Origin of the sequence: Crenobacter oryzisoli (assembly GCF_030385785.1) — a bacterium.
In the GTDB taxonomy this organism is placed as follows: Bacteria; Pseudomonadota; Gammaproteobacteria; order Burkholderiales; family Chromobacteriaceae; genus Crenobacter_A; species Crenobacter_A oryzisoli.
Genome location: NZ_JAUEDK010000022.1, coordinates 19,504 through 45,091, shown reverse-complemented (window position 1 = coordinate 45,091; position 25,588 = coordinate 19,504). Strand labels below are relative to the sequence as shown.

23 protein-coding genes are annotated in these 25,588 nt (G+C 64.7%); 11 read left to right on the top strand and 12 right to left on the bottom strand.

What is annotated here, in order from left to right; all coding sequences use genetic code 11:
* Positions 1–8: 8 nt before the first annotated feature.
* Positions 9–1,388, bottom strand: coding sequence for an MFS transporter (locus QU481_RS13030; RefSeq protein WP_289830455.1), 1,380 nt, complete (start codon positions 1,386–1,388; stop codon positions 9–11).
* A gap of 235 nt (positions 1,389–1,623) precedes the next feature.
* On the bottom strand, positions 1,624–5,109 hold the full coding sequence (gene smc / locus QU481_RS13025) for a chromosome segregation protein SMC (RefSeq protein WP_289830454.1): 3,486 nt from the start codon (positions 5,107–5,109) through the stop codon (positions 1,624–1,626).
* A gap of 187 nt (positions 5,110–5,296) precedes the next feature.
* On the opposite strand from smc, the gene QU481_RS13020 reads away from it, so the two are divergent.
* The 9 genes from QU481_RS13020 (at position 5,297) to QU481_RS12980 (ending at position 11,581) form a co-directional block, all read left to right on the top strand.
* Positions 5,297–5,854, top strand: coding sequence for a YqgE/AlgH family protein (locus tag QU481_RS13020; RefSeq protein WP_289830453.1), 558 nt, complete (start codon positions 5,297–5,299; stop codon positions 5,852–5,854).
* Positions 5,847–6,281 carry a Holliday junction resolvase RuvX gene (ruvX, locus tag QU481_RS13015; protein ID WP_289830452.1) on the top strand — a complete coding sequence of 145 codons (435 nt, stop codon included), beginning with the start codon at positions 5,847–5,849 and terminating at the stop codon, positions 6,279–6,281. The genes QU481_RS13020 and ruvX overlap by 8 nt, the downstream gene beginning before the upstream one ends.
* Positions 6,282–6,523: 242 nt before the next feature.
* The gene (locus tag QU481_RS13010; RefSeq protein ID WP_289830451.1) at positions 6,524–6,985 is read left to right on the top strand and encodes a DUF3592 domain-containing protein; all 462 of its coding nucleotides are present in this window, start codon (positions 6,524–6,526) and stop codon (positions 6,983–6,985) included.
* A gap of 423 nt (positions 6,986–7,408) precedes the next feature.
* Positions 7,409–8,422, top strand: a complete 1,014-nt coding sequence (locus QU481_RS13005) for a methionine ABC transporter ATP-binding protein (RefSeq protein WP_289830450.1) — start codon at positions 7,409–7,411, stop codon at positions 8,420–8,422.
* The gene (locus QU481_RS13000; RefSeq protein WP_289830449.1) at positions 8,419–9,087 is read left to right on the top strand and encodes a methionine ABC transporter permease; all 669 of its coding nucleotides are present in this window, start codon (positions 8,419–8,421) and stop codon (positions 9,085–9,087) included. Before QU481_RS13005 ends, QU481_RS13000 begins: the two co-directional genes overlap by 4 nt.
* A 71-nt stretch (positions 9,088–9,158) precedes the next feature.
* Positions 9,159–9,941, top strand: coding sequence for a MetQ/NlpA family ABC transporter substrate-binding protein (locus QU481_RS12995; protein ID WP_289830448.1), 783 nt, complete (start codon positions 9,159–9,161; stop codon positions 9,939–9,941).
* Between the two features lie 326 nt (positions 9,942–10,267).
* Positions 10,268–10,414, top strand: a complete 147-nt coding sequence (locus QU481_RS12990) for a hypothetical protein (protein WP_289830447.1) — start codon at positions 10,268–10,270, stop codon at positions 10,412–10,414.
* 227 nt (positions 10,415–10,641) lie between these two features.
* Positions 10,642–10,977, top strand: coding sequence for a hypothetical protein (locus tag QU481_RS12985; RefSeq protein ID WP_289830446.1), 336 nt, complete (start codon positions 10,642–10,644; stop codon positions 10,975–10,977).
* A gap of 91 nt (positions 10,978–11,068) precedes the next feature.
* Complete coding sequence (locus QU481_RS12980; RefSeq protein WP_289830445.1) at positions 11,069–11,581, top strand: hypothetical protein; 513 nt, start codon at positions 11,069–11,071, stop codon at positions 11,579–11,581.
* 106 nt (positions 11,582–11,687) lie between these two features.
* Here QU481_RS12980 and QU481_RS12975 read toward each other — a convergent pair whose 3' ends face one another.
* Positions 11,688–15,476 (bottom strand): ATP-binding protein, encoded by a 3,789-nt coding sequence (locus QU481_RS12975; protein ID WP_289830444.1) that lies wholly within the window; start codon positions 15,474–15,476, stop codon positions 11,688–11,690.
* Between the two features lie 16 nt (positions 15,477–15,492).
* Positions 15,493–16,185, bottom strand: coding sequence for a response regulator (locus QU481_RS12970; protein ID WP_289830443.1), 693 nt, complete (start codon positions 16,183–16,185; stop codon positions 15,493–15,495).
* Between the two features lie 246 nt (positions 16,186–16,431).
* Between QU481_RS12970 and QU481_RS12965 the strand changes: the two genes are divergently transcribed.
* Together QU481_RS12965 and QU481_RS12960 are read left to right on the top strand one after the other, a co-directional pair.
* Positions 16,432–17,601 carry a patatin-like phospholipase family protein gene (locus tag QU481_RS12965; RefSeq protein ID WP_289830442.1) on the top strand — a complete coding sequence of 390 codons (1,170 nt, stop codon included), beginning with the start codon at positions 16,432–16,434 and terminating at the stop codon, positions 17,599–17,601.
* Between the two features lie 59 nt (positions 17,602–17,660).
* Positions 17,661–17,852 carry a YqaE/Pmp3 family membrane protein gene (locus QU481_RS12960; protein ID WP_289830441.1) on the top strand — a complete coding sequence of 64 codons (192 nt, stop codon included), beginning with the start codon at positions 17,661–17,663 and terminating at the stop codon, positions 17,850–17,852.
* A 181-nt stretch (positions 17,853–18,033) separates the two neighbouring features.
* On the opposite strand, the gene QU481_RS12955 is transcribed toward QU481_RS12960, so the two are convergent.
* The 8 genes from QU481_RS12955 to QU481_RS12920 form a co-directional block, all read right to left on the bottom strand.
* The gene (locus QU481_RS12955; protein WP_289830440.1) at positions 18,034–18,687 is read right to left on the bottom strand and encodes a LysE family translocator; all 654 of its coding nucleotides are present in this window, start codon (positions 18,685–18,687) and stop codon (positions 18,034–18,036) included.
* Positions 18,688–18,765: 78 nt separating this feature from the next.
* Positions 18,766–19,521, bottom strand: coding sequence for an AraC family transcriptional regulator (locus tag QU481_RS12950; protein WP_289830439.1), 756 nt, complete (start codon positions 19,519–19,521; stop codon positions 18,766–18,768).
* Between the two features lie 16 nt (positions 19,522–19,537).
* The gene (locus QU481_RS12945) at positions 19,538–20,158 is read right to left on the bottom strand and encodes a glutathione S-transferase family protein (RefSeq protein ID WP_289830438.1); all 621 of its coding nucleotides are present in this window, start codon (positions 20,156–20,158) and stop codon (positions 19,538–19,540) included.
* A 76-nt stretch (positions 20,159–20,234) separates the two neighbouring features.
* Entirely contained in the window at positions 20,235–21,266 is a 1,032-nt protein-coding gene (locus tag QU481_RS12940) for a MerR family transcriptional regulator (protein ID WP_289830437.1), read from the bottom strand.
* 133 nt (positions 21,267–21,399) lie between these two features.
* Complete coding sequence (locus QU481_RS12935) at positions 21,400–23,661, bottom strand: YgiQ family radical SAM protein (protein ID WP_289830436.1); 2,262 nt, start codon at positions 23,659–23,661, stop codon at positions 21,400–21,402.
* 152 nt (positions 23,662–23,813) lie between these two features.
* Positions 23,814–24,770, bottom strand: coding sequence for a ribosome biogenesis GTPase YlqF (gene ylqF / locus QU481_RS12930; RefSeq protein WP_289830435.1), 957 nt, complete (start codon positions 24,768–24,770; stop codon positions 23,814–23,816).
* A gap of 4 nt (positions 24,771–24,774) precedes the next feature.
* Positions 24,775–24,987, bottom strand: a complete 213-nt coding sequence (locus tag QU481_RS12925; protein ID WP_289830434.1) for a DUF3820 family protein — start codon at positions 24,985–24,987, stop codon at positions 24,775–24,777.
* A 240-nt stretch (positions 24,988–25,227) separates the two neighbouring features.
* Positions 25,228–25,587 (bottom strand): DUF4870 family protein, encoded by a 360-nt coding sequence (locus QU481_RS12920; protein ID WP_289830433.1) that lies wholly within the window; start codon positions 25,585–25,587, stop codon positions 25,228–25,230.
* Position 25,588: the final 1 nt, after the last annotated feature.

The window sequence follows — 25,588 nt, the reverse complement described above, 5'->3', positions numbered from 1 at the left end:
ATTTTAAATCAGCATCGCATCGGCGCGTCGGGGCGTGCATACAGCCACCATGCCACTACCATCGCGATCAGATAGAACACCAAGAACACCCCGAAGGCCGGCACGAAGCTACCGGTCAGGTCCAGCGAGCTGCCGAAGGTCTTGGGGATCACGAAGCCGCCGAATGCCGCCATCACCGAGCTGACGCTCATCGCCGCCGCGCCGCGCTTGCCGCCGCGCGCGTAGGCATCGGCGACGGTCTCTCCGCGCGCCGCCGCCTCGCGGCCGGCCTCGATCAGGAACACCTTGGGCGCCAGCTGATAGGAGGCGCCGTTGCCGACGCCGGCAGCGAGGAAGATCAGGAAGCACATCGCCAGGAACAACCAGAACTGCCCGCCGTCGTTCTCGCCGGGCAGGCTGACAAACACCCCGAGCGTACCGAGCGCCATCAGCGCGTAAGCGCCGCACGAGGCGATGCCGCCGCCGACCCGGTCGCCCATCCAGCCGCCGAACGGCCGCGACAGCGCCGCCACCATCGGGCCGATGAAGGCGTAGGCGGCTGCATTGTCGAGCGGGAACATCTTGCCAACCAGCAGCGGAAACGCGGCGGCGAAACCGAGAAAGGTGCCGTAGCTGCCCATGTAGAGCAGGCAGATGGCCCAGGTATGGCGCTCACCCATCATCGTCAGCTGGTCGCGCGGCGTGAGGCGGATGTCCGGCAGGTCGTGGCTGTACAGCCAGCACGCCGCGGCAACGATCAGGATCACCGGCCACCAGACGTAGCCGGCGTTCTGCAGCCACACCTCGCGCACCTCGCTACCCATGCCCCAGATCTGCGGCTCGCCGCCGAGGCGGCCGAACATCGCGCCAGCGATGGTCAGCGGGATCAAGAGCTGCGCCACCGACACGCCGAGGTTGCCGAAGCCGGCGTTGATGCCCATCGCCAGGCCCTTTTCCGATTTGGGGAAGAAGAAGCTGGTATTGGACAGGTGCGAAGACGACGCGCCGCCGCCGATGCCGCAGCTGGCGGCGACGGCGAGCAGCAGCCAGAACCGTGCGTCGATGTGCTGCACCACGTAGGCGACGCCGGCGGCCGGCAACAGCAGGAACAAGGTCGACAGCGCCAACCAGCGCCCGCCGCCGAACAGCGTCCAGGCGGTCGCGTACACCACCCGCATCAGCGCGCCGACCAGAGGAGGGATCGACACCAGCAGAAACTGCTGCTGGCTGGTCAGCGCGAAGCCGATCGCCGGCAGGTTGACCACCACCATGCTCCACATCATCCAGACGATGAAGTTCAGGTGCAGGGCCAGGGTGGACAGGATCAGATTGCGCCGGGCGATGCGTTTGCCGCGGATCAGCCAGAACAACAGGTTTTCCGGTTCCCAGCGCTTGATGGCGATGGTCATCGCGAGCTCCAAAGGTGACGAGTGGCGCGAGTCTGCCGAGGGCATCGCCCTGTCACCTTGCGACACATCAAAGCCCGTTCTGGAATGCCGCCAGCGCCTTATTCCACGTCGCAAGCTGGCAAAACGGCGCCGGTCCGGCCCCCGTTTGCACAGCCCGGAACGGAAGGCGGGAAGAGTTGGACCCGCAGTACGCGATTCCGCGAGCGCGTCCGCGCAGTAGCGTTGGAGACAGCGCTCAGGCCACCTCGCGCATCTTCAGCGCCTCGACGATATCTACCGCCACGATGCGGCTGACGCCCTGCTCCTGCATGGTCACGCCGACCAGCTGTTCGGCCATTTCCATGGTCAGGCGGTTGTGCGAGATGTAGAGGAACTGGGTGCGCTCCGACATGCGCTTCACCAGGTCGCAGAAGCGGCTGGTATTGGCGTCGTCGAGCGGCGCGTCCACCTCGTCGAGCAAGCAGAACGGCGCCGGGTTCAGGCTGAACAGCGAGAACACCAGGCTCATCGCGGTCAGCGCCTTCTCGCCGCCCGACAGCAGGTGAATCGTGCTGTTCTTCTTGCCCGGCGGCTGGGCGATGATCTGGATGCCGGCGTCCAGAAGGTCTTCGCCGGTCAGCATCAGCTCGGCGCGGCCGCCGCCGAACAGGGTCGGGAAGAACTCGCTCATCTTGGCGTTGACCGCGTCGTAGGTGGCCTGCAGCATCTCGCGAGTCTCGCCGTCGATCTTGGCGATCGCCTCCTCCAGCGTCGCCATCGCTTGCGCCAGGTCCTCGGACTGGTCGCGCAGGTAATCGCCGCGTTTTCTTGCCTCTTCCAGTTCCTCCAACGCCGCCAGGTTGACCGCGCCGAGCCCTTCCAGCGCGCGGGCAATGCGGGCGATCTCGGCCGCCAGCGCGTTCGGCTTCACCGCGTCGGTCAGATCGGCCAGCAGCGCCGCCTCGTCGGCTTTCGCCTCGGCCAATTCCTCGTTGAAGCGCTCCAGCGCCAGGCGCGCCTCCTGCTCCTTCAGCAGCCACTGCTGGCGCGCCTCGCGGATCGCCGGCAGCGCCGCGTGCGCCTGCTGCTGCTGCTGGGTGAGCTGGCGCAGTTTCTCGGTCAGACCGTTCAGTGTGTCGCGGCTCTCGGCCACGCGCTGTTCGTGCAGCTCCCGTTTGGCCAAGGCCAGTTGCAACGCGTCCTCGGGCAGCGCCTCCTCGCCGGCCTCGGCCTCCATCGCCAGCGTCTCCAGCCGTTCGGCCAACAGCTCGTCGCGGTCGGCAAGCTCGCGGGCGCGCCGCGCCAGTTCGCCGCTCTTCTGCTCCGAGGTGGAGAGCGCGAGGCGCGCCTCGTGCACCAACCGCTCGGCATCGCGGGTCTTGTTGCGCGCCAGGTTCAGGCCCGTCTCGGCATCGAGGCGGGCGATGCGCGCCTCCTCCAGCACCTCGACCAGTTCCTCCAGCGTGATCGCCGCTTCCTCGGCGATGATCTCGGCCTCGGCGATGGTCTCGGCGGCGGCCTGGCGCTCCTCGGCCAGCCGCTCGCGCTCAGCGTTGATCGCGGCGAGGCGCGCCGCGCCCTGCCGGGCCGCCTGGTCGAGCCGCACATGTTCAAGCGTGGCAGCGTTCAGCTCCGCTTCCAGCCGGCTCAGCGAGCCCTTCTGGGCTCGCGCCGCTTCGGCCAACATGCCGGCCATGCTGACCAGCGATTCGCGGCGGCGCTGCAGCTGCGCCAGCTCCGGCAGCAGCGCGTCGACCTTGGCCTGGGCCGCCTCGCAGGCAGCCTTGCGGGCCAAGAGGCCGTCTCCGCTCGCCTCGCTGTGGAACAGCACGCTGGCGGCGAACACCCGGTGGCCGTCCGGGGTCAGCCAGCATTCGCCGGCTGCCAACTCGCCGCGCCGCGCGATCGCTGCGTCGAGCGAGTCGACGCAGTACACACCGGCCAGCCAGTCGGCCAGCGCCGCGTCGAATGGCGCCTGCACGGTCAATTTGCCGAGCAGGCTCGGGCGGTTGCCGGCAGCAGCGACTGCGTTGGGCGAAGCACCGTCGACCAGCGCCAGCGCGGCCGGCGGAGCCTCGCCCGGCAGCGCGGCGGCGCGCGCCGACAGCCGTTCGGCCAGCACCGCCTCGAACGCCACCTGCCACTCGGGAGGCACCGTCACCGCCTGCCACAGCAGCGGCGCGTCGGACAGATTGCGTTCGGCCAACCAGTCCTGCAGTGCCTCGCCGGCCGACTCGCGCGCCAGCATCGCCGCCAGGGCGCCGGCCTCGGCCTCGGCACGGGCGTGCTCGGCGCGGCGCTGGCTGAGCGTCTCGTCGAGCTTCTCGCGCTCGCTGGCGAGATCGGCTAGCTTCGCCTCGTCGGCTGTCAGCCGCGCGCGCACCGCCTCCAGCGCGCTCTTGGCGCGCTCCACCTCGGCCTGCGCCGCCTCCAGCGCGACGCGCTCGGGCAGGTTGAGGTCGGACAGCTCCTTGGCTAGCGCCGCCTCGCGACCGGCCAGCTGTTCCTGGCTGCGCGTCAGGTGCTCGCGCTGCTGGCGTGCGAGATCCCTTTCGCGGGTCAGGTTGGCCTGCTTGGCCACCAGGTCGTTCAGTGCCTGTTCGTGGCGGCGGAATTCGGCCTCGGCGGCAGGCAGGCTGTCGGCACCGTCCTCCAGGCCCATCTGCGCCTCTTCCAGCGCCAGCATCGCCTCTTCGCGGCGCGGCAGCCATTCGTCCAGCTCCAGTTCGACCGCGCTCTTCTGTTCGGCCAAGGTCTGCCGCTCGTTGCGGGCGGCGGCCAGTTCGCGCTCGATCCGCTCGCGGTTCTGCAGGCGGTGGCGCTGCTGCTCTTCCAAGCGCGCCAGCTGCGCGTTGGCATCGGACAGTTGCTGCTGCGCCGCCTGCACCGCGTCGCTGGCGGCGTAGTGCTGCTCGCGCAACAGCTCCAGCTCGGCCTCGACCCCGGTCGCCATCGCGTCGAGTTCGGCCTCCTGGGTTTCCAGCCGCGCCAGTTCGGCGCGTGCCGCCGCCTCGTTACGCGCGGCTTCCTCGCGGCGCGCCAAAGCCAGCAGATTCTGCTTGTGGGTCAGCGCGCCACGCAGGTCATGGTATTGCGATGCCACTTCGGCCTGCTCGGACAGCCTTTCGACCTGGCGCTCCAGTTCCTGCTGCAAGTCGCCGATGCGCTCCAGGTTGTCGCGGGTATCGGCCAGACGACTCTCGGTCTCGCGGCGGCGCTCCTTGTACTTGGAGACGCCGGCGGCTTCCTCCAAATAGGCGCGCAACTCTTCCGGGCGCGCCTCGATAATGCGCGAGATCATGCCCTGCTCGATCACCGCGTAGCCGCGAGCACCGACGCCGGTGCCGAGGAACAGGTCGGTGATGTCGCGGCGGCGCACCTGCTGGTTGTTGATGTAGTAGCTCGACTCGCCCTGGCGGGTCAGCACCCGCTTGATCGCCACCTCGGCGTACTGACCCCACGGCCCGGTGAGCGCGCCGTCGGCGTTGTCGAACACCAGCTCCACCGAGGCTCGGCCGACCGGTTTTCGGGTGGTCGAGCCGTTGAAGATCACGTCCTGCATCGATTCGCCGCGCAGCTGCTTGGCAGACGATTCGCCCAGCACCCAGCGCACCGCGTCGATCACGTTGGACTTGCCGCAGCCGTTCGGGCCGATCACCGCGACCAGTTGGCCCGGCACCGGGATCGCGGTCGGGTCGACGAAGGATTTGAATCCGGCAAGCTTGATGTGGGTCAGTCGCAAAACGGCCTCGGAGCGGGAAAAGTCGTCAGAAGCGGCGATTTTAGCAAGCCTTGCGCCGAACGCGCCGTCCGGGCGCTCGAACGGAGGCAATCCATTGTGAAAAAATCATGACAAAAACCTATTGGCGTCTGCGTTTCCATGACTGGATTCACCGCCCGCACCGTTCGGCTGTGCCATAATGCTTCCTATGGAACCGCTATCGCTTGCCGACCAATTTCTGATCGCCATGCCCAATATGGCCGACCCGCTGTTTGCCCACGCACTGGTGTATGTGTGCGAGCACGGCGAGCACGGCGCGATGGGCGTGATCGTCAACAAGCCCTCCGGCATCGCGCTGGCCCAACTGTTCGAGCAGATCGGCCTGTCGATCAGCGACGAGCAGGCCGGCTTGCCGGTCTACTTCGGCGGCCCGGTGCACCCGGACCGCGGCTTCGTGCTGCACACGCCGGTAGGCAGCTGGCAATCGAGCCTGCTTGTCACCGATGATGTCGCGCTGACCACGTCGAAAGACGTGCTCACCGCCGTCTCCAAGGGCGAGGGGCCCGACACGCTGTTGGTGTCGCTCGGCTACGCCGGCTGGGAGAGCGGCCAGCTCGAAGAGGAAATCTCGCAGAACGCCTGGCTGACCGTGCCGGCGCGCCCGGAGATCATCTTCGGCCATGCCCCGGAAGAACGCTACGACGCGGCGGTGGCGCTGCTCGGCTTCGACCCCTCGCTGCTGTCCGGCGAGGTGGGGCATGCCTGACCGCCACGGCACCGCATTGGCGTTCGACTTCGGCGAGGCTCGTATCGGTGTCGCTGTCGGCGAACTCGAACTCGCGATCGCCCACCCGCTCGAAACCATCGCCGCCGAGGCCAACGACGCCCGCTTTGCCCGCATCGGTGCGCTGATCGCCGAATGGCGCCCGGCGCAGCTGGTGGTTGGCCTGCCCACCCACACCGACGGCACCGAGCATGAGCTGACCCGGTTGGCGAAGAAATTCGCGCAGCGCCTGAAGGGGCGCTTCAACCTGCCGGTGTGGCTGGTCGACGAGCGCCTCACCTCGCTGGTCGCCGAGTCGCTGCTGGCCGAAGCCGGCGTCAGCGGTCGCCGCCAGAAACCAGCGCTCGACCAGGTCGCCGCACAGGCCATCCTGACCACGTGGTTCGACACGCCCGGACAGGCCCTGTAGCGCCCCATCCGGCAACCGTCTCTCTGAGCCGGCTGCCTCTCGCATCGCCTATCGATTTTGTCCCCACCCCGGTCCCTGTTTGGGTACCGGCGGGTTCACCACTCCGGCGAACCCGGCCGGTGCAGTGCGTGTCAAACCCCGCTGCAATGGGGTTTACGCAGAGGCGGGCATGCGACATGTTGCCGGTGACCTTTCCCCGGTTCTGATGCGACGTGCCATCACCGCTTCCTTCGGAGACCTACATGACTTCCCGCCTGATCGGCCTGGCCCTCCTCGTCGTCGGCCTCGCCGCCTTCGGCTACCTTTGGCGGCTCGGCAGCCGCGGAGCCGCATCGGCCAGCTGGCCGACAACCGCCGGCACCGTGCTCGACAGCCGCATCGACACCTACTTTCGTACAGGCGGCGGTGACAGCGCCAACCGCGAGCTCTATCTCGGCCTGGTCCGTTACCGCTACAGCGTGAACGGCCACGACTACGAGTCGGCCAACCGACGCTTTCCCAACCCCGGCTACGGCATGTCCCAGAGCGAGGCCTCCGCGGTCGTGTCGCGCTACCCGGTCGACAGCGTGGTGCGGGTCTATTACAACCCGGACAATCCGGCCGAGGCGTGCTTGGAGACCGGCGAACACTGGACCGCTTGGGCCGGCAAGGCGATAGCGCTGGTCATCGCTGCCGTCGGGGCGATGATGTTACTGCAAAGCTGACATCGGCCACGGTCCTTGCGACTCCCCGGCACGGTGCCCTGTCGGACTCATGTTGTCCCGCTTGGAGTGCACTCAGAATATTCATATGCGTCCGGTACGCTAAGCGGACTTGCGCTGTTGATCCTTTAGCCAGCAGAGTCCGGTCCCAGCCCCTTAAGAGCAAGACATACGAATAACCCTTCCCCATATTTCCGCTAGGAATAAAGCGTGGCGATTGTATTCGTTCACGACGACAGGGAAACCGGTTAGCATAAGCTATCGGGTCACCCTCCCCCGCATAGAGTCGCTAACAAAACCCAGCGAAGCGATCCCGGCCAGACGCACTGTCGCAGACGTCCCGTAAGGCAACGTCCAACACCGGGATTTCAGTATCGCAGAAGCTTTGTTAGCGACTCTTAATTACTGATACGCACGGTTACCCTCGTGATACGCCTAGAAAATCTGGAAAAGACCTTTATCGTCGATGGCCGCTCCGTCCCTGCGCTGCGCGGCATCTCGCTCGACGTGCCCGCCGGCGAAGTGTTCGGCATCATCGGCCGCTCCGGCGCCGGCAAGAGCACGCTGATCCGCATGCTCAACCTGCTGGAACGCCCCGACAGCGGCCGCATCGTCATTGACGGCCAGGATGTCACCTCGTTGTCCGAGACCGCGCTGCGCGGTATGCGCCAGCAGGTCGGCATGGTGTTCCAACACTTCAACCTGCTGTCCTCACGCACCGTTGCGGAGAACGTCCGCCTGCCGCTCGAACTGATCCGAAGCGGCAGCCGCGCCGAGCAGAACGCCCGCGTCGACGAGCTCCTGGAACTGGTCGGCCTGGCCGCCCACCGCGACAAATACCCGAGCCAGCTGTCCGGTGGCCAGAAACAGCGCGTCGGCATCGCCCGTGCGCTGGCCAACCGCCCCAAGCTGCTATTGTGCGACGAGGCCACCAGCGCGCTCGACCCGCAGACCACCCAGTCCATCCTCGACCTGATCGCCGACATCAACAAGCAGCTAAAGCTGACCGTGGTGCTGATCACCCACGAGATGGGCGTGATCCGCCGCATCGCCGATCGCGTCGCAGTGATCGACGGGGGCCGCATCGTCGAAATCGGCCCGGTCGCCGAGGTGTTCCTCCATCCACAGCAGTCGGCCACCCAGAGCATGGTCGCCGAGCTGTCTCACGCCGACGAGCTGGAGGATTCCGGCCTGCTCGACAGCGCCTCCGGCGCGGTCTGGCGATTGACCTTTGTCGGCGCCACCACTCACGAACCGATCCTGTTCGATACCGCCCACCGTTACGGTCTGTCGTTCAGCCTGCTGCAGGGCACGGTTTCACGCCTGAAGGACCTGCCCTACGGCCAGCTGGTGGTCGAGTGGCAGGGTGAAACGGACAAGTTGGCCGCAGCCCGCGAGGGGCTGGCGGCGCGTAATGTGGTAGTGGAGGTATTGCGATGATGGGGCTCGATTGGAGCATTCTGGACTGGGGCGAAATCGGCCTGGCGAGCTGGGACACGCTGCGCATGATGGGCTGGTCGCTGCTGTTCACCGTGGTGTTCGGCCTGCCGCTGGGCGTGCTGTTGTTCCTCACCTCGCGTCGCCAGCTGCTGCAGAACAACTGGCTCAACCGGGCGCTGTCGTTCATCGCCAACGTGCTGCGCTCGCTGCCGTTCCTGATTCTCTTGGTGGTGATGATTCCGCTGACCGCCTGGCTGGTCGGCACCTCGCTCGGCGTCGAAGGCGCGATTCCGCCGCTAGTGGTCGGCGCTACGCCGTTCTTCGCCCGCCTGGTCGAAAACGCGCTGCGCGAAGTCGACCGCGGTGTGATCGAGGCAGTGCAATCGCTCGGTGCCACCCGCTGGCAGATCGTCTGGAAGGTGCTGCTACCCGAGGCGCGCCCGGGCCTGTTGGCCGCGCTCACCGTCACTGCAATCACCCTGGTGTCGTATACCGCGATGTCCGGCGTGATCGGCGGCGGCGGCCTGGGCGATCTGGCGATCCGCTACGGCTACCAGCGCTTCCAGACCGAGGTGATGATCGTCACCGTGGTGATCTTGATCGTGCTGGTGCAGCTGTTGCAGATGCTCGGCGACTGGTTGGTCGCCCGCGTCTCGAAGAAATGAATTCGTGCCGGGCCCTCAACGGCCCGCCCTGGTTTTTGCAGTACCGTCTCTCTGGAATTAGGAACGAAACGATGAAGAAGACCCTGATCTCGCTGGCCCTGGCCGCCAGCGCCTTTGCCGGTGCGGCCAACGCCGCCGACAAGCTGGTGGTGGCCGCCAGCCCGGTACCGCATGCCGAAATCCTCGAGCACATCAAGCCGGCACTCGCCAAGCAGGGCGTCGACCTGGAAGTAAAGGTGTTCACCGACTACGTGCAGCCGAACGTGCAGCTGGCTGAAAAGCGCGTCGACGCCAATTTCTTCCAGCACAAGCCGTACCTCGACGAGTTCAACAAGAACAAGAAGACCAACCTGGTACCGGTCGTGGCCGTGCACGTCGAGCCGTTCGGCGCCTACTCCACCAAGGTGAAGTCGGCCGCCCAGCTGCCGGACGGCGCCACCGTGGCGATCCCGAACGATCCGTCCAACGGCGCGCGCGCCCTGCTCTTGCTGCAGAGCAATGGCCTGATCAAGCTGAAGGACCCGAGCAACCTGCTGGCCACTTCGCGCGACGTGGTGTCCAACCCGAAACACCTGAAGTTCCGTGAGCTGGAAGCCGCCACTCTGCCGCGCGTGCTTGGCCAAGTGGACCTGGCGCTGATCAACACCAACTACGCGCTGGAAGCGAAGCTGAACCCGACCAAGGACGCGCTGTTCATCGAGGGCAAGCAGTCGCCGTACGCCAACCTGCTGGTGGCCCGCCCGGACAACAAGAACAGCCCGGCCATGCAGAAGCTCGCCAAGGCACTCAACAGCGCCGATGTGAAAAACTTCCTCGCCACCAAGTACAAGGGCGCGATCGTTCCGGCGTTCTGATCCCCGTTACGCCGCCGCATCCGCACACAGCCGCCCCCGGGCGGCTGTTTTTTTACTCCAAGCAACTTACCAATGTTCTTGCAAATCAACAAAATTTATTCATTTTAACTTAACAGATAGCCTAAATAGCAGTGGTGCCTCTCGCTTTCCTTCTCTTTTCATCGCCGCTTAATACTTATTAACAGTTCACGATAGCCATTAACAGTTTCTGCGTTGATCTTATTTTCAGCTCGTGCAAATCTTCAAGCAAGAAAAATGATCTCGCCTTGGCGATGATTATTCCACTATTTATTGCACGTGATTGAAAGCACAGCAGGAGACCTTCCGTGAAACCGCTGTTGAAAAAATGCCTGATCTATTCGCTGGCTGCGCTGGCATTGGCACAACTGGCCGCCTGCGTGGTCGTCCCGGCCCGCCCTTACTACGGGTATTATGGGCCACCTGCGCACCATTGGCACCACGACTACGATTAATAACGCATTCGGCAATACCTCTTAACCGCCATCCTTGCGATGGCGGTTTCTTATTGCCCCTATTTTACCAAGCACTGGATCTTAGTAATTGGCTACCACTTTTACATTAGGAAACAGTCGGTAACCAAAACCCCAATAAAACAGGATTGCCGATTTAATCGGCAAACTGAATACTAGGGGCGTATTCAATGCATCGCATTGAGAACACTGATCGAGAGGAATATAAAATGACCAGCATCCGTAAAACCCTGAACGTAGTCCTGGTAACCGTTCTCGCCTCCGGCTTTGCCAGCAGCGCCATGGCCGAAACCGCTTGGCAGCACAACCACCCGCGCCGCGTCGAGGTCAACCACCGTCTGGCCAACCAGGACCACCGCATCAACCGGGAAGTGCGCGAAGGCGAACTGACGCACCGCCAAGCCCATGCCCTGCACAGGGAAGACCACCAGATCCGCGTGGAAGAGCGCGCAATGGCAGGCCAAAACCACGGCCATGTCACCAAGCTCGAACAGCGCACGCTGAACCAGCAGGAAAACGCCGTCAGCCGCCAGATCGGCCGGTAACCCTGTTTCCGGTTGATCGTCGGCCGGTCAACCGGAACGCGCCCTGCCCCGTTTCCTAGCACGCCAACAACAATCTTCGGAGACTCGACGCATGTTGAAGAAATCGCTGATCGGCGCGCTGATCGCCGCCGCCCTGCTGCCGCTGACCGCCTGCGCCTATCCGCCGCCGGCCTGGCAGGCCCCCGCTCCTGCCCCGCGCTGGCAAGGCGGCCCGCCGCCGAACTGGCACCCGGAGCAGCATCCCTACTATCTGCATGCAATGAGCGATTTGCGCATGGCTCGCGCCTACCTCAACCGCCCGGATTACGATCCGGTGGCCCACGATGAGCACATGGCGGTCAACGAGATCGACGCGGCGCTCGGGCTGATGCGCCAAGCGGCGTTCGATGATGGCAAAAACGCGAACTACCAGTTCCCAATCGATGCCAATCTGCGTCCGACCGACCGCTTCCACCAAGCGCTCAACCTGCTCGCCAAGTCTCGCCAGGACGCCGGCCACGAGGAAGACGACCCTTACCTGCGCGACCTGCAGCATCGCATCCTGCAACACATCGGCAACGCCCAGCGTGCGACCAATATGGCAATCAACGACGCGCTGCGCTAAGCCTCTTCGGCCCCTGACTACATGACCGCCGTCTCAATACGGCGGTTTTTCATGTTGACCAATCCGTGCCATGAGCCCGGTCCCCTGCGAATTGTGATCCTCCCGGTCATTCGCTACGCAACTCCCCATAGCATTGGGTCAGCCAGGCATCCAGCCGTCCCAGTTCGGTAAAGAAGGCCTCCTGCTCCTGACCGCTTGCCAGCGTTCCGGCTTTGCCCACCTTCTCCAACACCTCGGCCGATTGACCCAGCGCGCCGGCTCCCACCATGCGGCTGGCGCCTTTGATACGGTGGGCGAACCATGCCATCTGCTCGGCATCTTGCTGCCGCAGCGCTTGGCGCAAGCCCTCGACATCGTCGTCGTTGCTCGTCAGGAAGTCGCGCAAGATGTCCTTTTCTACCGCCAGATCCCCCTCGCTATAAACGGCAAGCATGGCTTGATCGAGCGGCGGCACCGTCGGTTCGGCCAAAGCCGGACTTTCCGAACTCGGTGCAGGTGGAGCAGGCCTTTCCGCACCATTGCCAGACAGCCAACGCCCCAGAGCCGCCGATAGCACCATCAAACCCAGCGGCTTGGTGAGGAAATCATCCATGCCGGCGGCTTGTGTCCGCATGGCTTCTTCCTTCCCTGCATTGGCGGTGCAGGCAATGATGGGCGTTCTGTCCATCCCCCGCAGCTGCTCGAGGTGACGCACTTCCCTTGCCAATTGATAGCCATCCATTTCGGGCATATGGCAGTCTGTAAGGATCAGACCATAGCGGCCACGCTGCCATTTTTGCAGCGCCTCGACGCCGTTCTCTGCCCAGTCGGCGCGGTAGCCCAGTTTTTGCAGCTGCTTGAGCGTTAGCTTGCGGTTGGTCGGGTTGTCCTCCACGAACAGGATGGGCAGTACATTGACGGCGGCTGCCTGCAGCGGCTTCTCCAATGCATCACGCTGCACTGCTGCCTGCTCGTCCATGATCCTTACCGGGATTTGCAAGCGAGCGATCGTTCCCTTGCCGAGTTCGCTTTCCAGCACCACCTGCCCGCCCATCAACTCGGCCAGTCGGCGGCAAATCGCCAGGCCAAGCCCGCTTCCCCCGAATCGCCGCGTCGTCGTGGATTCGGCCTGGGTAAAGGGTTCGAACAGTCGCGCCATGTTTTCCGGGCTCATGCCGATCCCGTTATCGTGAACCTCGAAAATCAATACTTGATGGGCATCCTGTATCGGACCCGCTGCGGTCAGCCGCACCGAGATCGTCCCCTGCGGGGTAAACTTGATCGCATTGCTCAAGAAATTCTGCAGTATCTGACGTATCCGTAGCGGATCCGCTTCCACCGTCGCGGCGACCTCCGGAGCCACCCAACGTTGCAGATACAACCCTCCTTTGGAGGCCGTTTCGCGATACAGGGAGACGACCTGTTCGATCAGCGTCCTCAGGTCGACCGGCTCCCTATTAATGTCGAGCTTGCTCGCCTCGATCTTCGAGAAGTCCAGAATGTCGTCGATCAGGCGCAACAGCGTCTGCGCCGACTCCTGGATGGTCGCGACCGTGTCCTGCTGCTCGGCATCGAGCGATGAGCCCTCCAACAGCTCCAGCATGCCCAGCACGCCATTCATCGGCGTGCGGATTTCATGGCTCATCGTCGCCAGGAAGGCGCTCTTGGCGTTGTTCGCCTGGTCGGCCTGGTCGCGCGCCCGGCGAAGGGCGATTTCCACGGCTTTGCGCTCGGTCGTGTCGAGGCAGGCGAGCAACAGGCCGTTATTCTCGATCGGGCATCCATCCAATTGAACCCAGATGCTCTCGCCGCTACGCTTCAGGCACCGCCATTCGCCATGGGTCTCCTCCCGATTGTCCCGGGCCACGATCAAAGCGTCACGAAACGCCTCCCACTCTGCATCGTCGGCAAACAGCTTATAAAGGGAATGTCCCACCATGCTTTCTTCGGAAAGGCCGAAGAGCTTGGCGGCGGCCTCGTTGGCACGGCAAATCGTGAAGTCCGCGTCCAGGCGCAGCAAGCCCACCGGGGAAGCGCGGTAGATCGCCTCTTCATCTCGCAAGACCCCGAGCAATTGCTGCTCGCTGATTTTCCGCTTGTCCTCCTCCTCGTAGTATCCCAGCGTGCTGGCAAATACATGCAGCAGTGCCGCGATATCGGTGACGCGGGGCCGGTACAGGACGATATAGGCCTTCAGTTCGCCGGCCCTCTCGATCGGCCAGCTGATCCAGCCGGGCAAGCTGGCGATCACCTGCGGCAAATCCACCAGTGCTTGCCCATGCAGCCCAGCATATTCCGGCAAGGCGCCGGCCAACACTTGGCTGCCCCCCTCCGACGCAGGAGCAGGACCGATCAGGCAGCCGGTCTCGGCCTGTGAAAATCGCACCAGGGTGTCCAACAGCGCCGCAAAGACCTCCGAGCGCGCGGCCCTCTCCAGCAACATGTTTTCGATCTGTGAAATGGACGACAACAGCGCCAGGTTGTGTTCCAGCGAAAGCTCGGCCTGACGGCGCTTGTTCTCGTTGCGAACGACCAGTAGCGTCAAAGCCTCACCGGTCTCGGATTCCACAGGGCTCGCGGTGATGCTGGCGTGAAACGTTGTGCCGTCCGGTCCCCAACCGGCGACCTGATCATGCCTGCGCAGCAACAGAGGGGTGAGTTCCGGCTCCTGCGACGAGTCCCCCAGATCCAGAAACCGGCTGATGTCCTGATGGATCATGTCGTCGACGGCCAGACCGAACATCCTGGCCGCGCCTTGGTTGACCATCAGAATCTGCCTGTCGTTTCGAATCGCGAAGATGGCTTCATCGGTAGAGTCGAGCAGACGCTGGAGAAAGTACAGCGGCCGCATCACCCGGCGTGAAAGCACGTACATCAGCGCGGCAAGCAGCAAGGCCGTTATGCCTGCCAACGCCAAGGTACGGAGCAATTCATTGTGATAATGACGGATGCTGTCCTCGGTCTGAATCTCACTGATGCTCGCGACCTCTCTGAACAGCTCCCTGGCCTCTGCCTGCAATCGAGTATTCAGTCCGATCGCGGCCTGCCGTTCCGCCGCGCTGAGCACCACTCCTGGCTGAGCCAACCGGGTCAACTGGCTCTCGCTGGCATTGTGCAACTGGTTGGCCAGACTCGCGGTGTCGATCAGCCGCCGTTGCAGTGCGTCGTCCCGGATGACTTGAGTGACTAGTCGCAAGCGTTCGAGCAACAGCTCGTCCCGCTCCCGTAGGGCAAGCAGCTGAGACTCCTCGGTGCTGTTGAGCTGCCTGGCCAACTCGGCTCGTATCTGGAGTGCGCCGCCCTCCGAACGCAGACTACGGCTGAGAGCCCAGGCGTTCAGCTTTGTGACGGTCAGCCGGGTCATGGCTGCGCTGGATTGGTCTCCCAGCAGGAAAGTGCTCTCGACCAGCAGCGAATCCACGCTGTCGAGCAGATGCGCCACCGCCAGTGAATAGCCGAAGCCCAGCGCCTCTTCCCGTCGGAACGGCCGGGCGGCCAAAGCGAGGTCCACCTCCTGTCGTACTCTTTGCAAATTGTCGACGGCCTGGCTCACCTTGGCCCCCGCCTCGCGAAGCTCGGCAGCGTCGATCCGGGCCAAGCCGAGCCTCAAGATGGATGCGTTGCGCTGTTGCAGTGCCTCTAAATGGGCGAGCTCCTTTGCCGATGGGGCCACTTCCCGCGACAACAGCACCCGTGTCTGGGTGTTCTCCTGTTGGATCAGGTCTGCCGCCGTGTACAGCAGACTGCTGGACTGGTTCAACTGCTCCAGGCGGGCAACAAGGCGGTGCTGCTTGAACGAGTCGCTCAGCAAGATGCCGAAGATAAGGACCAGGATGATGCACAGCCCCACCACGATGCCGATGACCGCTCGCCCGATGGAGCGAGTCTGATTGACGCTGGCGTAGGGGATGCGCACGGCGGCCGGTCTTCCCTCATTGCTCACTGGTTTCTTCCGGCACGACGGCGATGTGCGACACGCCATAGCGATCGTGATGTTCGCGCAGGACGTTCAACTGGCCCGCGGTGATCCGGCTTCCTGCGGGTAACAGCAGATGGCCGCTCAGGCTGAACAGATCCTTGGCCAGCAAGGCGTCTGCGGGAACATCCCAGAGCTCGAGCTCCTGTGCCGGGTCGGACTCAAGCGGGGCTTGGGCAAACCTTCTGCCCACAAAACCGCTGTCGTCGATCTGGGCGGTGTAATAGGCGAAGGGATCCACTAGCGGACGCGGACGCGACATCGTCAGGCGGATGGCTTTTTCCACCTCGGCGGGCGTCGGCGGTTTCACGATGAAATCATCGGCGTGCAGCTGTATGGCCTGCACCACGTTCACCGGCCCGGAATGGCCTGAGAGAAACAGGAAGGGTAGATTGGGCGCGTTGAGCGTATGTCCGCAGCGCAACTCCTTGAGTAGCTCGAGCCCGTTCATCGGGCGCATCTCGATGTCGCAGATGACCAGATCCACCGGGCGAACCTGGAGCAGGCGCAGCGCCGCAGTGCCATCGCTCGCCTGAGCGATCAACTCGGGATGGAATCCCATGCTTTTCAGCGTCTGGATCAACAAGCTGCGAACCAACATCTGGTCGTCAACCAGCAGCACCTGCAGCTTAGAATAGTCGATTGACATGTCGGCACCTCGCAATATTCAACACTTGCACTATGACAATAGGTTAATAAATAACGCTTGCCAACGACATTCGATGAGCCTGGGCTAAATCCAGCTGTCTCCTACTCGCGTCTTCGATGCCCGCCGCCACGCTTGAATCGACGACGAAGGACCAGCGGGCCTCACTAGACATGCCCTCTCGCACCGCCGATTGGCAGTGTCGCTTGGCTGGTCTAGCGTGGGAGAAGACGGGACGAAGGAGCGGCGATGACGGGGCGGACCAGGATCGGACTGGTGATGGCCGGCGGCGGGGCGCGTGCAGCCTACCAGGCAGGGGTGTTGCTGGCGGTGGCCAAGCTGTTGCCCGCCGGTGTCGGGAACCCTTTCTCCATCATCTGCGGCAGCTCGGCCGGTGCGATCAATGCCGCCGGCCTTGCCTGTGGAGCAGAAGAGTTCTCCCGCACCGCGATCTATCTGTCGAAAGTCTGGCAGCAGCTGCACGTGCCGATGATCTACCGCGCCGATCTTGGCTATTTCGTGCGCCGCACCCTTTACTGGGGACTGTCGTTCGTCAGCGGTGGTCTGGGCCCCTACAACCCGCGCTCGCTGCTCGATAACGACCCGCTACGTGAGCTGCTCGGCAAGACCGTGCGTTTCGAGCAGCTCGGCCTGGCCATCGCCAATGGTGCGCTCGACGCGCTCGGCGTCACCGCCTCCTGCTATAGCACTGGGCGTTCGGTGACCTTCTTCGAAGGACGGCCGGAACTGGAAGGCTGGCAGCGCCAGCTACGTGACGGCATGCGCACCCGGCTGACGCTCGAACACCTGCTCGCCACCTCGGCAATACCGCTGCTGTTCCCGGCGCAGCGCATCGGCCAACACTACTACTGCGATGGCGCGATCCGCCAACTGGCTCCGCTGTCGCCAGCGCTGCACCTGGGCGCGCAGAAGCTGTTCGTGATCAGTCTAGCCGGCGCCCACTTGCCGGTCCCGCGCAACGGCGATGGCCGCTATCCATCGCTCGCCCAGGTGTTCGGCCACCTGCTCAGCAGCGTGTTCTTCGACGGGATGGAGAGCGACATCGAGCGGCTGAGCCGGGTCAACCAGACGGTGTCGCTGCTGTCGTCGACGCTCCTGGCCCAACACGCCACGCCGCTTCACCGGGTGGAGGTGTTCACGCTGGCCCCCAGCCGCCCCCTGGAAGAGATCGCACGCGAACACATCCACAGCTTTCCGGCCCCACTGCGCTTCCTTCTGTCCGGAACCGGTGCCACTCACGCGCGCGGACTTGCGCTGTCGACCTATCTGTTGTTCGAGCCAGGCTATTGTCACGCGCTGGTCGAGCTCGGCTACCGCGACGCGCTGGCCCGCCGCGAGGCGATCCGCGCCTTCCTGGAGCTGCCAGGCAGTACGCCGGCAACCGAGCTGGCCGATTGACGCGGCCGGCGCGTCCCCCCTAAGCTGCGGCTCCGATCCCTTTCCCCCCGCGATCCGTTATGCGCCTGATTCTCGCCATCCTGATTCCGTGGCTACAGTTCTTCACTATCGGTCGACCGTTTGCCGGGCTGCTGTGCCTGGTGCTGCAGCTGACACTGATCGGCTGGATCCCGGCGGCGATCTGGTCGGTGTACGCGCTGAGCCAGTACAAGACCGACCAGAAGATCGCCCGCGCACTGGGGCGGCGCTGAGCGTAGCGGCCTCCCGGCCCTGGGTACGTGGTTTCCAAGACCGTTCGCCACAAACCCCATGAAAAAACACGAACGATATATAGCCGTTCGTGTTTTTTCGTGGGGTTCGCGGCAGAAGGCTTATCGCCCCGTCAAAAGAAAGCGATTTCCCAAGTCTGGGCCACTAGCATTGACCACACGTTCACAGCAGGGTCCGATAGCCGTCGGCAATCACCGACACCGCGAAATAGCCGAACAGCAAGGCCGAGCCGGCGTTGCAGAACAGCACCAGCTTATGGCCGAGCAGTTGCCGGCCTCGTCCGGCCAGCACCGCTAGGAAGCTGCTCCAGGCCAACCCGCCGCCGAAGAAGCCGACGAGAAAGAGACCGTTCATTCCTGTACTGCCATCGGTGGAATGGGCAATGATCGCGCCGCCCACCGCGGCGAACCACAACAGTGAGGTTGGTGACGCCAGCGCCATACCGAGACCGCGCAAGAGCTCAGCCCGTGCAGACCAGTCGACCGATGCGGCGACCGCCGCCTGTTCGGCCGAAGCGGCCGGCTGACGCGACGAACGCCAGGCCGCCAGCCCCATCCGCCAAGTCAACCACAGTAGCACCGCCCCCCCGCCCAGCCACAATATCCAGCGTACCGGCGTGTAGCTGAACAAGAGCGCCAGCCCGCACAGCGACAACACCGCGTAGAACAGATCGCCGAAACAGGAACCGAGCCCGACCAGGAAAGCCGGCCGGATGCCGGCACGCAGGCCGGTGTTGATCAGCGCTGTATTGACCATGCCCAGATCCAGGCATAGCGACAGGGACAGCAGGAAACCCTTCAGGACGACGGCAAACATGACAGGTAACGACAGCAATCAATGATGGCCTGACGATAGCGTCGCGCGCCGGCGCAGTCTTGTCAGAAATTGATCTGGTCAGACATTGGCCAGCCGGAACTGGCCGGGAGTCATGCCCGAGAAGCGGGCGAAGGCCTTGCTGAAATGGGCCTGGTCGGCAAAGCCTGCCGCCAGTGCCACCTCGGAGATCGGGGTACCAGTACGCAGCAGGCGGCGTGCTAGGCTGAGGCGCTGCTGGATCAGCCAGGCGTGTGGCGGCAGGCCGACCTGGCGGTGGAAGGAGCGCACCAGATGGGCGGGCGAGATGGCCTCGGCCGCCGCCAGCGCCTCCAGGCTCGGCGCTTCGGCCAACTCGTCGAGCAGGCGCTGCTGCACCCGGCGGATGCGCACCACATCCAGCGACGGCGCCTGTGCCGACGGCCGGCTGCCCACCAAGGCCCGCAACCGGTCAAGCAGCGCTACGCAGCCCTCCTCGACCAGGCTCCCCGACCGCGCGACGGCGGCGAGCTCGCGCACCAGCGCCGCCTCACGCACGCAGGGTCGGCCGAACTCGAACGGCGCCTGGAAATAGTGCTCGAACGCCTCTGGCCGCACATACAGCGACAGGCAGCGCCAGGCGCCGTCGCTGACCGCCCGGCTCGCCTGCACTTCGCCGGGGTTGTAGGTGGTCAGCGTCGCGGTGTCCACCTCGAAGGTCTTGCCGTCCAGCCATACCGACTCCAGCCCGTTCAGGCTGGCACTGATCACATACTCGTCATGGCTGTGCTTCGGAAAGCCCCGCGCCGGCGTGGAGAGCAGCGCCAGCTCGAGGAGGTCGTTGCGAAAGACGATCATGGCGGGGGCGTGCGGCTCAGCTCAGCGGCAGTGCCAGCGCCTCGCGGCTGGCCGGGCGGGCGCGCAGCCCCGCATACCAGGCCTCGAGCGCCGGGTGCGGCACGCGCGGCAGCGGCAGGTTGAACCACAGATGTACGGTGCAGCCGACCGCCAGGTCGGCCAGGGTGAACTGCTCGCCGACCAGATAGGGTGACTCGCTCAGGCGCGCTTCCAGGATCGGCAGCAGCGTCTCGGTCTTCTGCCGGGCCGCCTCGATCGCCTGCAGGTTGCGCTCGGCTTCCGGGGTGCGGATCAGGCCGTGCAGCGCCGGCCCCACCGCCGTCTGCAGTGCGGTGGTCTGCCAGTCGAGCCAGCGTTCCACCTCGGCACGCGGGTGCAGCGCGCTCGGGTACAGCGACTCGGCCCCGGCCTTGCTGGCCAGATAGCGCAGGATCGCGTTCGATTCCCACAGCACGAAGCCGTCGTCGTCGATGGTCGGCACCAGGCCGTTCGGGTTCAGCGCGCGGTACTCGGGCGTGTTCACCACGCCGAACTGGCGACCGGCGTCGATGCGCTCGTACGGCAGGCCCAGCTCCTCGGCCGCCCATACCACCTTCTTCACATTGGTCGAATTGATGCGCCCCCAGATCTTCAGCATGCCGATGTCCTCTCCTTGGTGAGCGTCCATTGTAGCCCGAAAGCCGGCCAGGCCGGCTCCCGGTCTCAAGGGCAGATCACGCCGGCTGGCCGCCCTGTGCGGCGATCACGAAGTCGAGCAGCGCCCGGTCGATGCCGGTGTTGAGCAACAGGTCCGGCTCGCTGCGCACCGCCTGCATGAACTTGTCGCGCATCGCCGGCTCGTTGGTGCAAAAGGTCGCGTGCGACAACGCCTGCCAGCGCGCGCCCAGCGCCCGCGCGTCCGGGTGATCCGGCGACAGGCCACGGTCCATCGCCTGGCGCACCGCGCCGACCAGCGCCGGCCATTCCGGCATGTGGCGGCGGAAGTTGCCGCGCAGCCGCTCGATCTCCGTCGCGTCGAAGTACTTGGCGTAGATCGGCAGGCGCGCCTCGGTCATCGCCTGGCTGACGTATTCCAGCACCGCGGCGTCGATACCGCTATGCGACTGCAGCGCCGGCTCGTTGCGGTGCATCGCGTCGAGCTTGATCAGCAGGTCCTCGTCGCCGTGCACCAGCGCCTGGGCGTGGTCCGTCCACTGCTGCGCCAGCGCCTGCGCTTCGGCCGCGTGCGGCGGCACCTTGGCGTCGATCAGCGCACGCACCCGGTCGGTGAGCGCACGCCAGTCGGCGTCGTACTGTTCGCCAAGCGCAGCCTTGCGCTGGCGCAGAGTGTCGGCTTGCTGGCTGGTCAGGTATTTCTCGTACATGGTCATCAACTCCAGTGTGGTCAACCAATCGGCCAGCGTCGGCTCGGCGTCGTCTGCCAGGCGCTGCTGCAACTGCTGCAACCGCGTGCGCAGCGCGAGCGCCTGCTCGATCTGTGCGTCGAGGGCGGCGAGCTGTTGCGCGATCAGCCCCGGCAGTGCCGGGCCGCTGCCGGCCAGCATGTCTCCGATTTCGGCCAGCGCGAAACCGAGCCGTTGCAGCGCCAGGATGCGGTACAGCCGGGTGACGTCGTTGGCGTTGTACAGCCGGTAGCCGCTGTCGGAGCGCGCAGAGGGGGTGAGCAGGCCGATGCCGTCGTAGTGGTGCAGGGCCCGGACCGTCAGTCCGGTCCGTTTGGCCAGTTCGCCAACTTTGAGCAGCATCGTTGCCTCCCTCACTGTGCTGATGTCATGGTGAAGCCTCACGTCGCGTGAGGGTCAAGCGCCGATTGTGCGCGGCACACGCGCAAAAAAACAGGCACCTTGCGGTGCCTGTGGCGGGAGGATGAAACCGGGCTCAGCGGCGGCCCTTCGGCTTACCGGCCGTGGTCGCGGCGGCGCCGTTGCGGCTGCCCGGCTTGTTGCCCTTGCCGACCTGCTTGCCACCCGGCTTGCGCGCGGCCGAGGCCGGCGGCGCGTCCTGGAAGCGGCGGGTCGGATGGTGGGCGGTACGCGCGGTGTTGAAGCGCTGGCCCTTGTCCTCGTTGCCCTTGGGCGGCGTCGGCGGAATCAGCTGGTGCTTGCCGTAGCCGATCAGGTCCTGGCGGCCCATGTCGATCAGCGCGTCGTACAGAATCTGCCAGTTGTCCGGATGGTGGTAGCGCAGGAAGGCCTTGTGCAACTTGCGGCGATAGCCGTCGCGCACCACGTCGACCTTTTCCGAGCTGCGGCTGAGCTTCTTCAACGGGTTGCGGCGGGTGTGCCACATCGTGGTCGCCATCGCCATCGGCGTCGGAGTGAAGGTCTGCACCTGGTCGAGGCGGAAGTTGTTCTTCTTCAGCCACAGCGCCAGGTTCATCATGTCCTCGTCGCTGGTGCCCGGGTGGGCCGCGATGAAGTACGGGATCAGGTACTGCTCCTTGCCCGCTTCTTTCGAGAACTTCTCGAACAGCTTCTTGAAGTTGTCGTAGGCGCCCATGCCCGGCTTCATCATCTTGGAGAGCGGACCCTCCTCGGTGTGTTCCGGGGCGATCTTCAGGTAGCCGCCGACGTGGTGGGTCACCAGTTCCTTGATGTACTCGGGTGACTTCACCGCCAGGTCGTAGCGCAGGCCCGACTGGATGTTGATCTTCTTGATGCCCGGCAGCGCACGCGCCTTGCGGTACAGTTGGATCAGGCTGCTGTGGTCGGTGTTGAGGTTCTCGCAGATGTCCGGGTACACGCAGGACAGCTTGCGGCACTTGGTCTCAATCTTCGGGTCCTTGCACGCCAGACGATACATGTTGGCGGTCGGCCCCCCCAGGTCGGAGATATGGCCGGTGAAGCCCTCGGTCTTGTCGCGGATCTCCTCGATCTCTTTCAGGATCGACTCTTCCGAGCGGCTCTGGATGATGCGGCCCTCGTGCTCGGTGATCGAGCAGAAGGTACAGCCGCCGAAGCAGCCGCGCATGATGTTCACCGAGTACTTGATCATCTCCCAGGCCGGGATGTGCGCATCGCCGTAGCTCGGGTGCGGATTGCGGGCATAAGGTTGGCCGAACACGAAGTCCATCTCTTCGGTGGTCAGCGGGATCGGCGGCGGGTTCAGCCACACGTCGCGCTCGCCGTGCAGCTGGACGAGAGCTCTAGCATTGCCCGGATTGGATTCGAGGTGCAGCACGCGGCTGGCGTGCGCATACAGCACAGGGTCGTAGGCCACCGCCTCGAAGGCCGGGATGCGCACCACGGTCTTGGCGCGCTGGGCGCGGCGGATCGCCACCCGCTCGTGCACGTTCATGAACTTGATCGGCTGGACGGTGGCAGTGGCACCGTTCGCCTCGGCCTGCTTGGCCGCCTGCTCGGGGATTTCTTCGTAGGGGTTCAGGTGCGCATCGACCCGGCCCGGCACGTCGACGGTGGTGGAGTCGGCCTCCTCCCATTCCTCGTTCGGCAGCCAGCCATGCGGCACCAGGAAGGCGGTGCCACGGATGTCGCGCATCTCCGACAGCTTCTCGCCGGCGGCGGCACGGTGGGCGATCTCCACCAGCGCGCGCTCGGCATTGCCGAACAGCAGGATGTCGGCCTTGGAGTTGGCCAGCACCGATGGGCGCACCTTGTCGCTCCAGTAGTCGTAGTGGGCGATGCGGCGCAAGGAGGCCTCGATGCTGCCGATCATCACGCCGGTGCCCGGGTAGGCCTCGCGGCAACGCTGCGCGTACACGGTCACCGCGCGATCCGGGCGCTTGTTCGGCTCGGCGTGCGGAGTGTAGGCATCGTCCGAGCGCGGTTTGCGGTCGGCGGTGTAGCGGTTGATCATCGAGTCCATGTTGCCGGCGGTGACGCCGAAGAACAGGTTCGGCTTACCGAGCGCGCGGAACGGCTCGGCGCTGTGCCAGTCCGGCTGGGCGATGATGCCGACCCGGAAACCCTGCGCCTCCAGAAGGCGCCCCACCAGCGCCATGCCGAAGCTCGGATGGTCGATGTAGCAGTCACCGGTCACCAGGATGATGTCGCAGGAATCCCAGCCAAGCTCGTCCATCTCGGCACGGCTCATCGGCAGGAACGGGGCAGTGCCGAAGCGCTGGGCCCAGTACTTGCGGTAGGAATTGATCGGTTTGGCGGGAGTGGTCGGCGTGTTCATGGTGGGTGTGTTTTCCGGCAAGGCGCGCATTATGCCAGAAAAGCGCGCCTGCTTCAGTAAAAATCCTGTTCAATCAATCATCTACGCAAAAACGGCAGCCCAGTGAGCAGGGCTGCCGTTTTGCTGGGCCAAGCTTGGCCGAAGGCAGGGCCTCAGTGGCTGTTGCGGCCGGCTTCGGCAAGACGACGCTTATGCTCGCGCTCGTTCTTCAGGTCCTCGCGCTCCTTGATGCGCTGCGCCTCGCGGGCCTTCGACTCCTCTTCCCAGACGCGCCATTCGTCGGGCGTCTCCAGCGTGATGCGGCCGATGGCGCCGGCGCGGAAGTCGGTCAGCACGATCTCGGCGGCCTTTTGCATGTTGACCCGGCCACCGCCCAGCATCGCGCCGCGGCGCCGGCCGATCGCCTCGAGCAGTTCCTCGTCGCGCAGCGTCTCGACGTCTTCCTTCAGGCCGTAGCGGGTGGCCAGCTCCTTGGCGTAGTGCTGGCCCAAGTAGGCCAGCAGCTCCAGCGCCACCTCTTCCTCGTCCATCGCGTTGCGGCCGACTGCGCCGCTGGCGGCCAGGTTGTAGCCGCCCTGCTCGACGATGATCTTCGGCCACAGCATGCCCGGGGTGTCGAACAGCCAGAAGCCGTCGGCCAGGATGATGCGCTGCTCGCCCTTGGTCACGCCTGGCTCGTTGCCGGCCTTGGCGACACGGCGACCGGTCATGGAGTTGATCAGCGTCGACTTGCCGACGTTGGGAATGCCGCAGATCAGCACGCGCAGCGGCCGATCGACGCTGCCGCGGTTGGGCACCAGGTCGAGACAGGCGTCGATCAGTTTCTTCGCCGGTGAGCGCTCGCCGGCATCGAGGCCGATCGCCTGGGTGTGGCTCTTGCCCTTGTAGTAGTCGATCCACTGCCGGGTGCGCTGCGGGTCGGCCAGGTCCTGCTTGTTGAGGATCTTCAGCGCCGGCTTGCCGCGGGTCAGCTGCGCGATCATCGGGTTGGCGCTGGACGCCGGCAGGCGCGCATCGAGCATCTCGATCACCACGTCGATGTCCTTGACGCGTTCGGCCACCGCCTTCTTGGCCTTGTTCATGTGGCCTGGGAACCATTGGATCGCCATGGATTTATCGCTTTCGTAAAGGGTCGAGCAAGGGCCTGAGCCCGTTGAGCTGGATTTCGTGCATCAGCGCCAGCAAGCGGCCGATCTCGCCGGGCGGGAAGCCCTGCCGGGCGAACCAGTCCAGATAGTTTTCCGGCAGGTCGGCCAATAGCACCCCCTTGTGCTTGCCGAACGGCATGCGCAGGGTGACTAGGGTTTCCAAATCAGCGGCTTGCATCGCAGTGGACTCGTCGGGAAGGGGCGCATTGTGCCAAAGCGCGCGTCGCTTGGCGAGTGCAGTCGGTGTCGCTGCCAATCAAGAACCACCGGCCGGATCAGCCCGCCAGCCGGATGGTAAGCAAGGCTGGGCTTGCAGGAGGACTCGCTCATCGCTTGCCGCGATTCGCGCTAAGCCATCTTGCAAGCCCCCTAGGGTACCCGCTTTTTTATAGCGTAATACGTGGAGCGGCCACGGCGCTTAGTGGTCCTCGATCGCCAAACCGTCGTTGAACACCAGGTAGCCCTTCACCACCCGATAGATGAACCAGATCCAGGTGATCGCCAGCACCAGGAAGCCCACCAGCACCACCGTCAACAGGCCGCCGATCAGGTAGCCGGCCAGCGCCCACCAGAAGGTCTTGATCTGCCAGCGGAAGTGACTCTCGTAGCGCGTGCCGATCACGTCGGGCAGCTTCACATAGTTGACGATCACCGCGACGATCGCCGTCACGCCGACGAACAGGCTGATCGCCTGCAGCACGTACACTGCCATCGTCAGGTTGTTCAGCTTCTGGTCGTCGAGCCGGGTGATCACCGGCTGTTCCGGGTCTTGATACATG

Coding starts and splice junctions, on each gene's coding strand:
- QU481_RS13000 (WP_289830449.1), top strand. CDS start 8,419: ATGATGGGGCTCGATTGGAGCATTCTGGACTGGGGCGAAATCGGCCTG.
- ylqF (WP_289830435.1), bottom strand. CDS start 24,770: ATGGCGATCCAATGGTTCCCAGGCCACATGAACAAGGCCAAGAAGGCG.
- QU481_RS12925 (WP_289830434.1), bottom strand. CDS start 24,987: ATGCAAGCCGCTGATTTGGAAACCCTAGTCACCCTGCGCATGCCGTTC.
- QU481_RS13010 (WP_289830451.1), top strand. CDS start 6,524: ATGACTTCCCGCCTGATCGGCCTGGCCCTCCTCGTCGTCGGCCTCGCC.
- ruvX (WP_289830452.1), top strand. CDS start 5,847: ATGCCTGACCGCCACGGCACCGCATTGGCGTTCGACTTCGGCGAGGCT.
- QU481_RS12950 (WP_289830439.1), bottom strand. CDS start 19,521: ATGATCGTCTTTCGCAACGACCTCCTCGAGCTGGCGCTGCTCTCCACG.
- QU481_RS12985 (WP_289830446.1), top strand. CDS start 10,642: ATGACCAGCATCCGTAAAACCCTGAACGTAGTCCTGGTAACCGTTCTC.
- QU481_RS12970 (WP_289830443.1), bottom strand. CDS start 16,185: ATGTCAATCGACTATTCTAAGCTGCAGGTGCTGCTGGTTGACGACCAG.
- QU481_RS12995 (WP_289830448.1), top strand. CDS start 9,159: ATGAAGAAGACCCTGATCTCGCTGGCCCTGGCCGCCAGCGCCTTTGCC.
- QU481_RS13030 (WP_289830455.1), bottom strand. CDS start 1,388: ATGACCATCGCCATCAAGCGCTGGGAACCGGAAAACCTGTTGTTCTGG.
- QU481_RS12920 (WP_289830433.1), bottom strand. CDS start 25,587: ATGTATCAAGACCCGGAACAGCCGGTGATCACCCGGCTCGACGACCAG.
- QU481_RS12960 (WP_289830441.1), top strand. CDS start 17,661: ATGCGCCTGATTCTCGCCATCCTGATTCCGTGGCTACAGTTCTTCACT.
- QU481_RS12935 (WP_289830436.1), bottom strand. CDS start 23,661: ATGAACACGCCGACCACTCCCGCCAAACCGATCAATTCCTACCGCAAG.
- QU481_RS13020 (WP_289830453.1), top strand. CDS start 5,297: ATGGAACCGCTATCGCTTGCCGACCAATTTCTGATCGCCATGCCCAAT.
- QU481_RS12980 (WP_289830445.1), top strand. CDS start 11,069: ATGTTGAAGAAATCGCTGATCGGCGCGCTGATCGCCGCCGCCCTGCTG.
- QU481_RS12940 (WP_289830437.1), bottom strand. CDS start 21,266: ATGCTGCTCAAAGTTGGCGAACTGGCCAAACGGACCGGACTGACGGTC.
- QU481_RS12945 (WP_289830438.1), bottom strand. CDS start 20,158: ATGCTGAAGATCTGGGGGCGCATCAATTCGACCAATGTGAAGAAGGTG.
- QU481_RS12965 (WP_289830442.1), top strand. CDS start 16,432: ATGACGGGGCGGACCAGGATCGGACTGGTGATGGCCGGCGGCGGGGCG.
- QU481_RS12955 (WP_289830440.1), bottom strand. CDS start 18,687: ATGTTTGCCGTCGTCCTGAAGGGTTTCCTGCTGTCCCTGTCGCTATGC.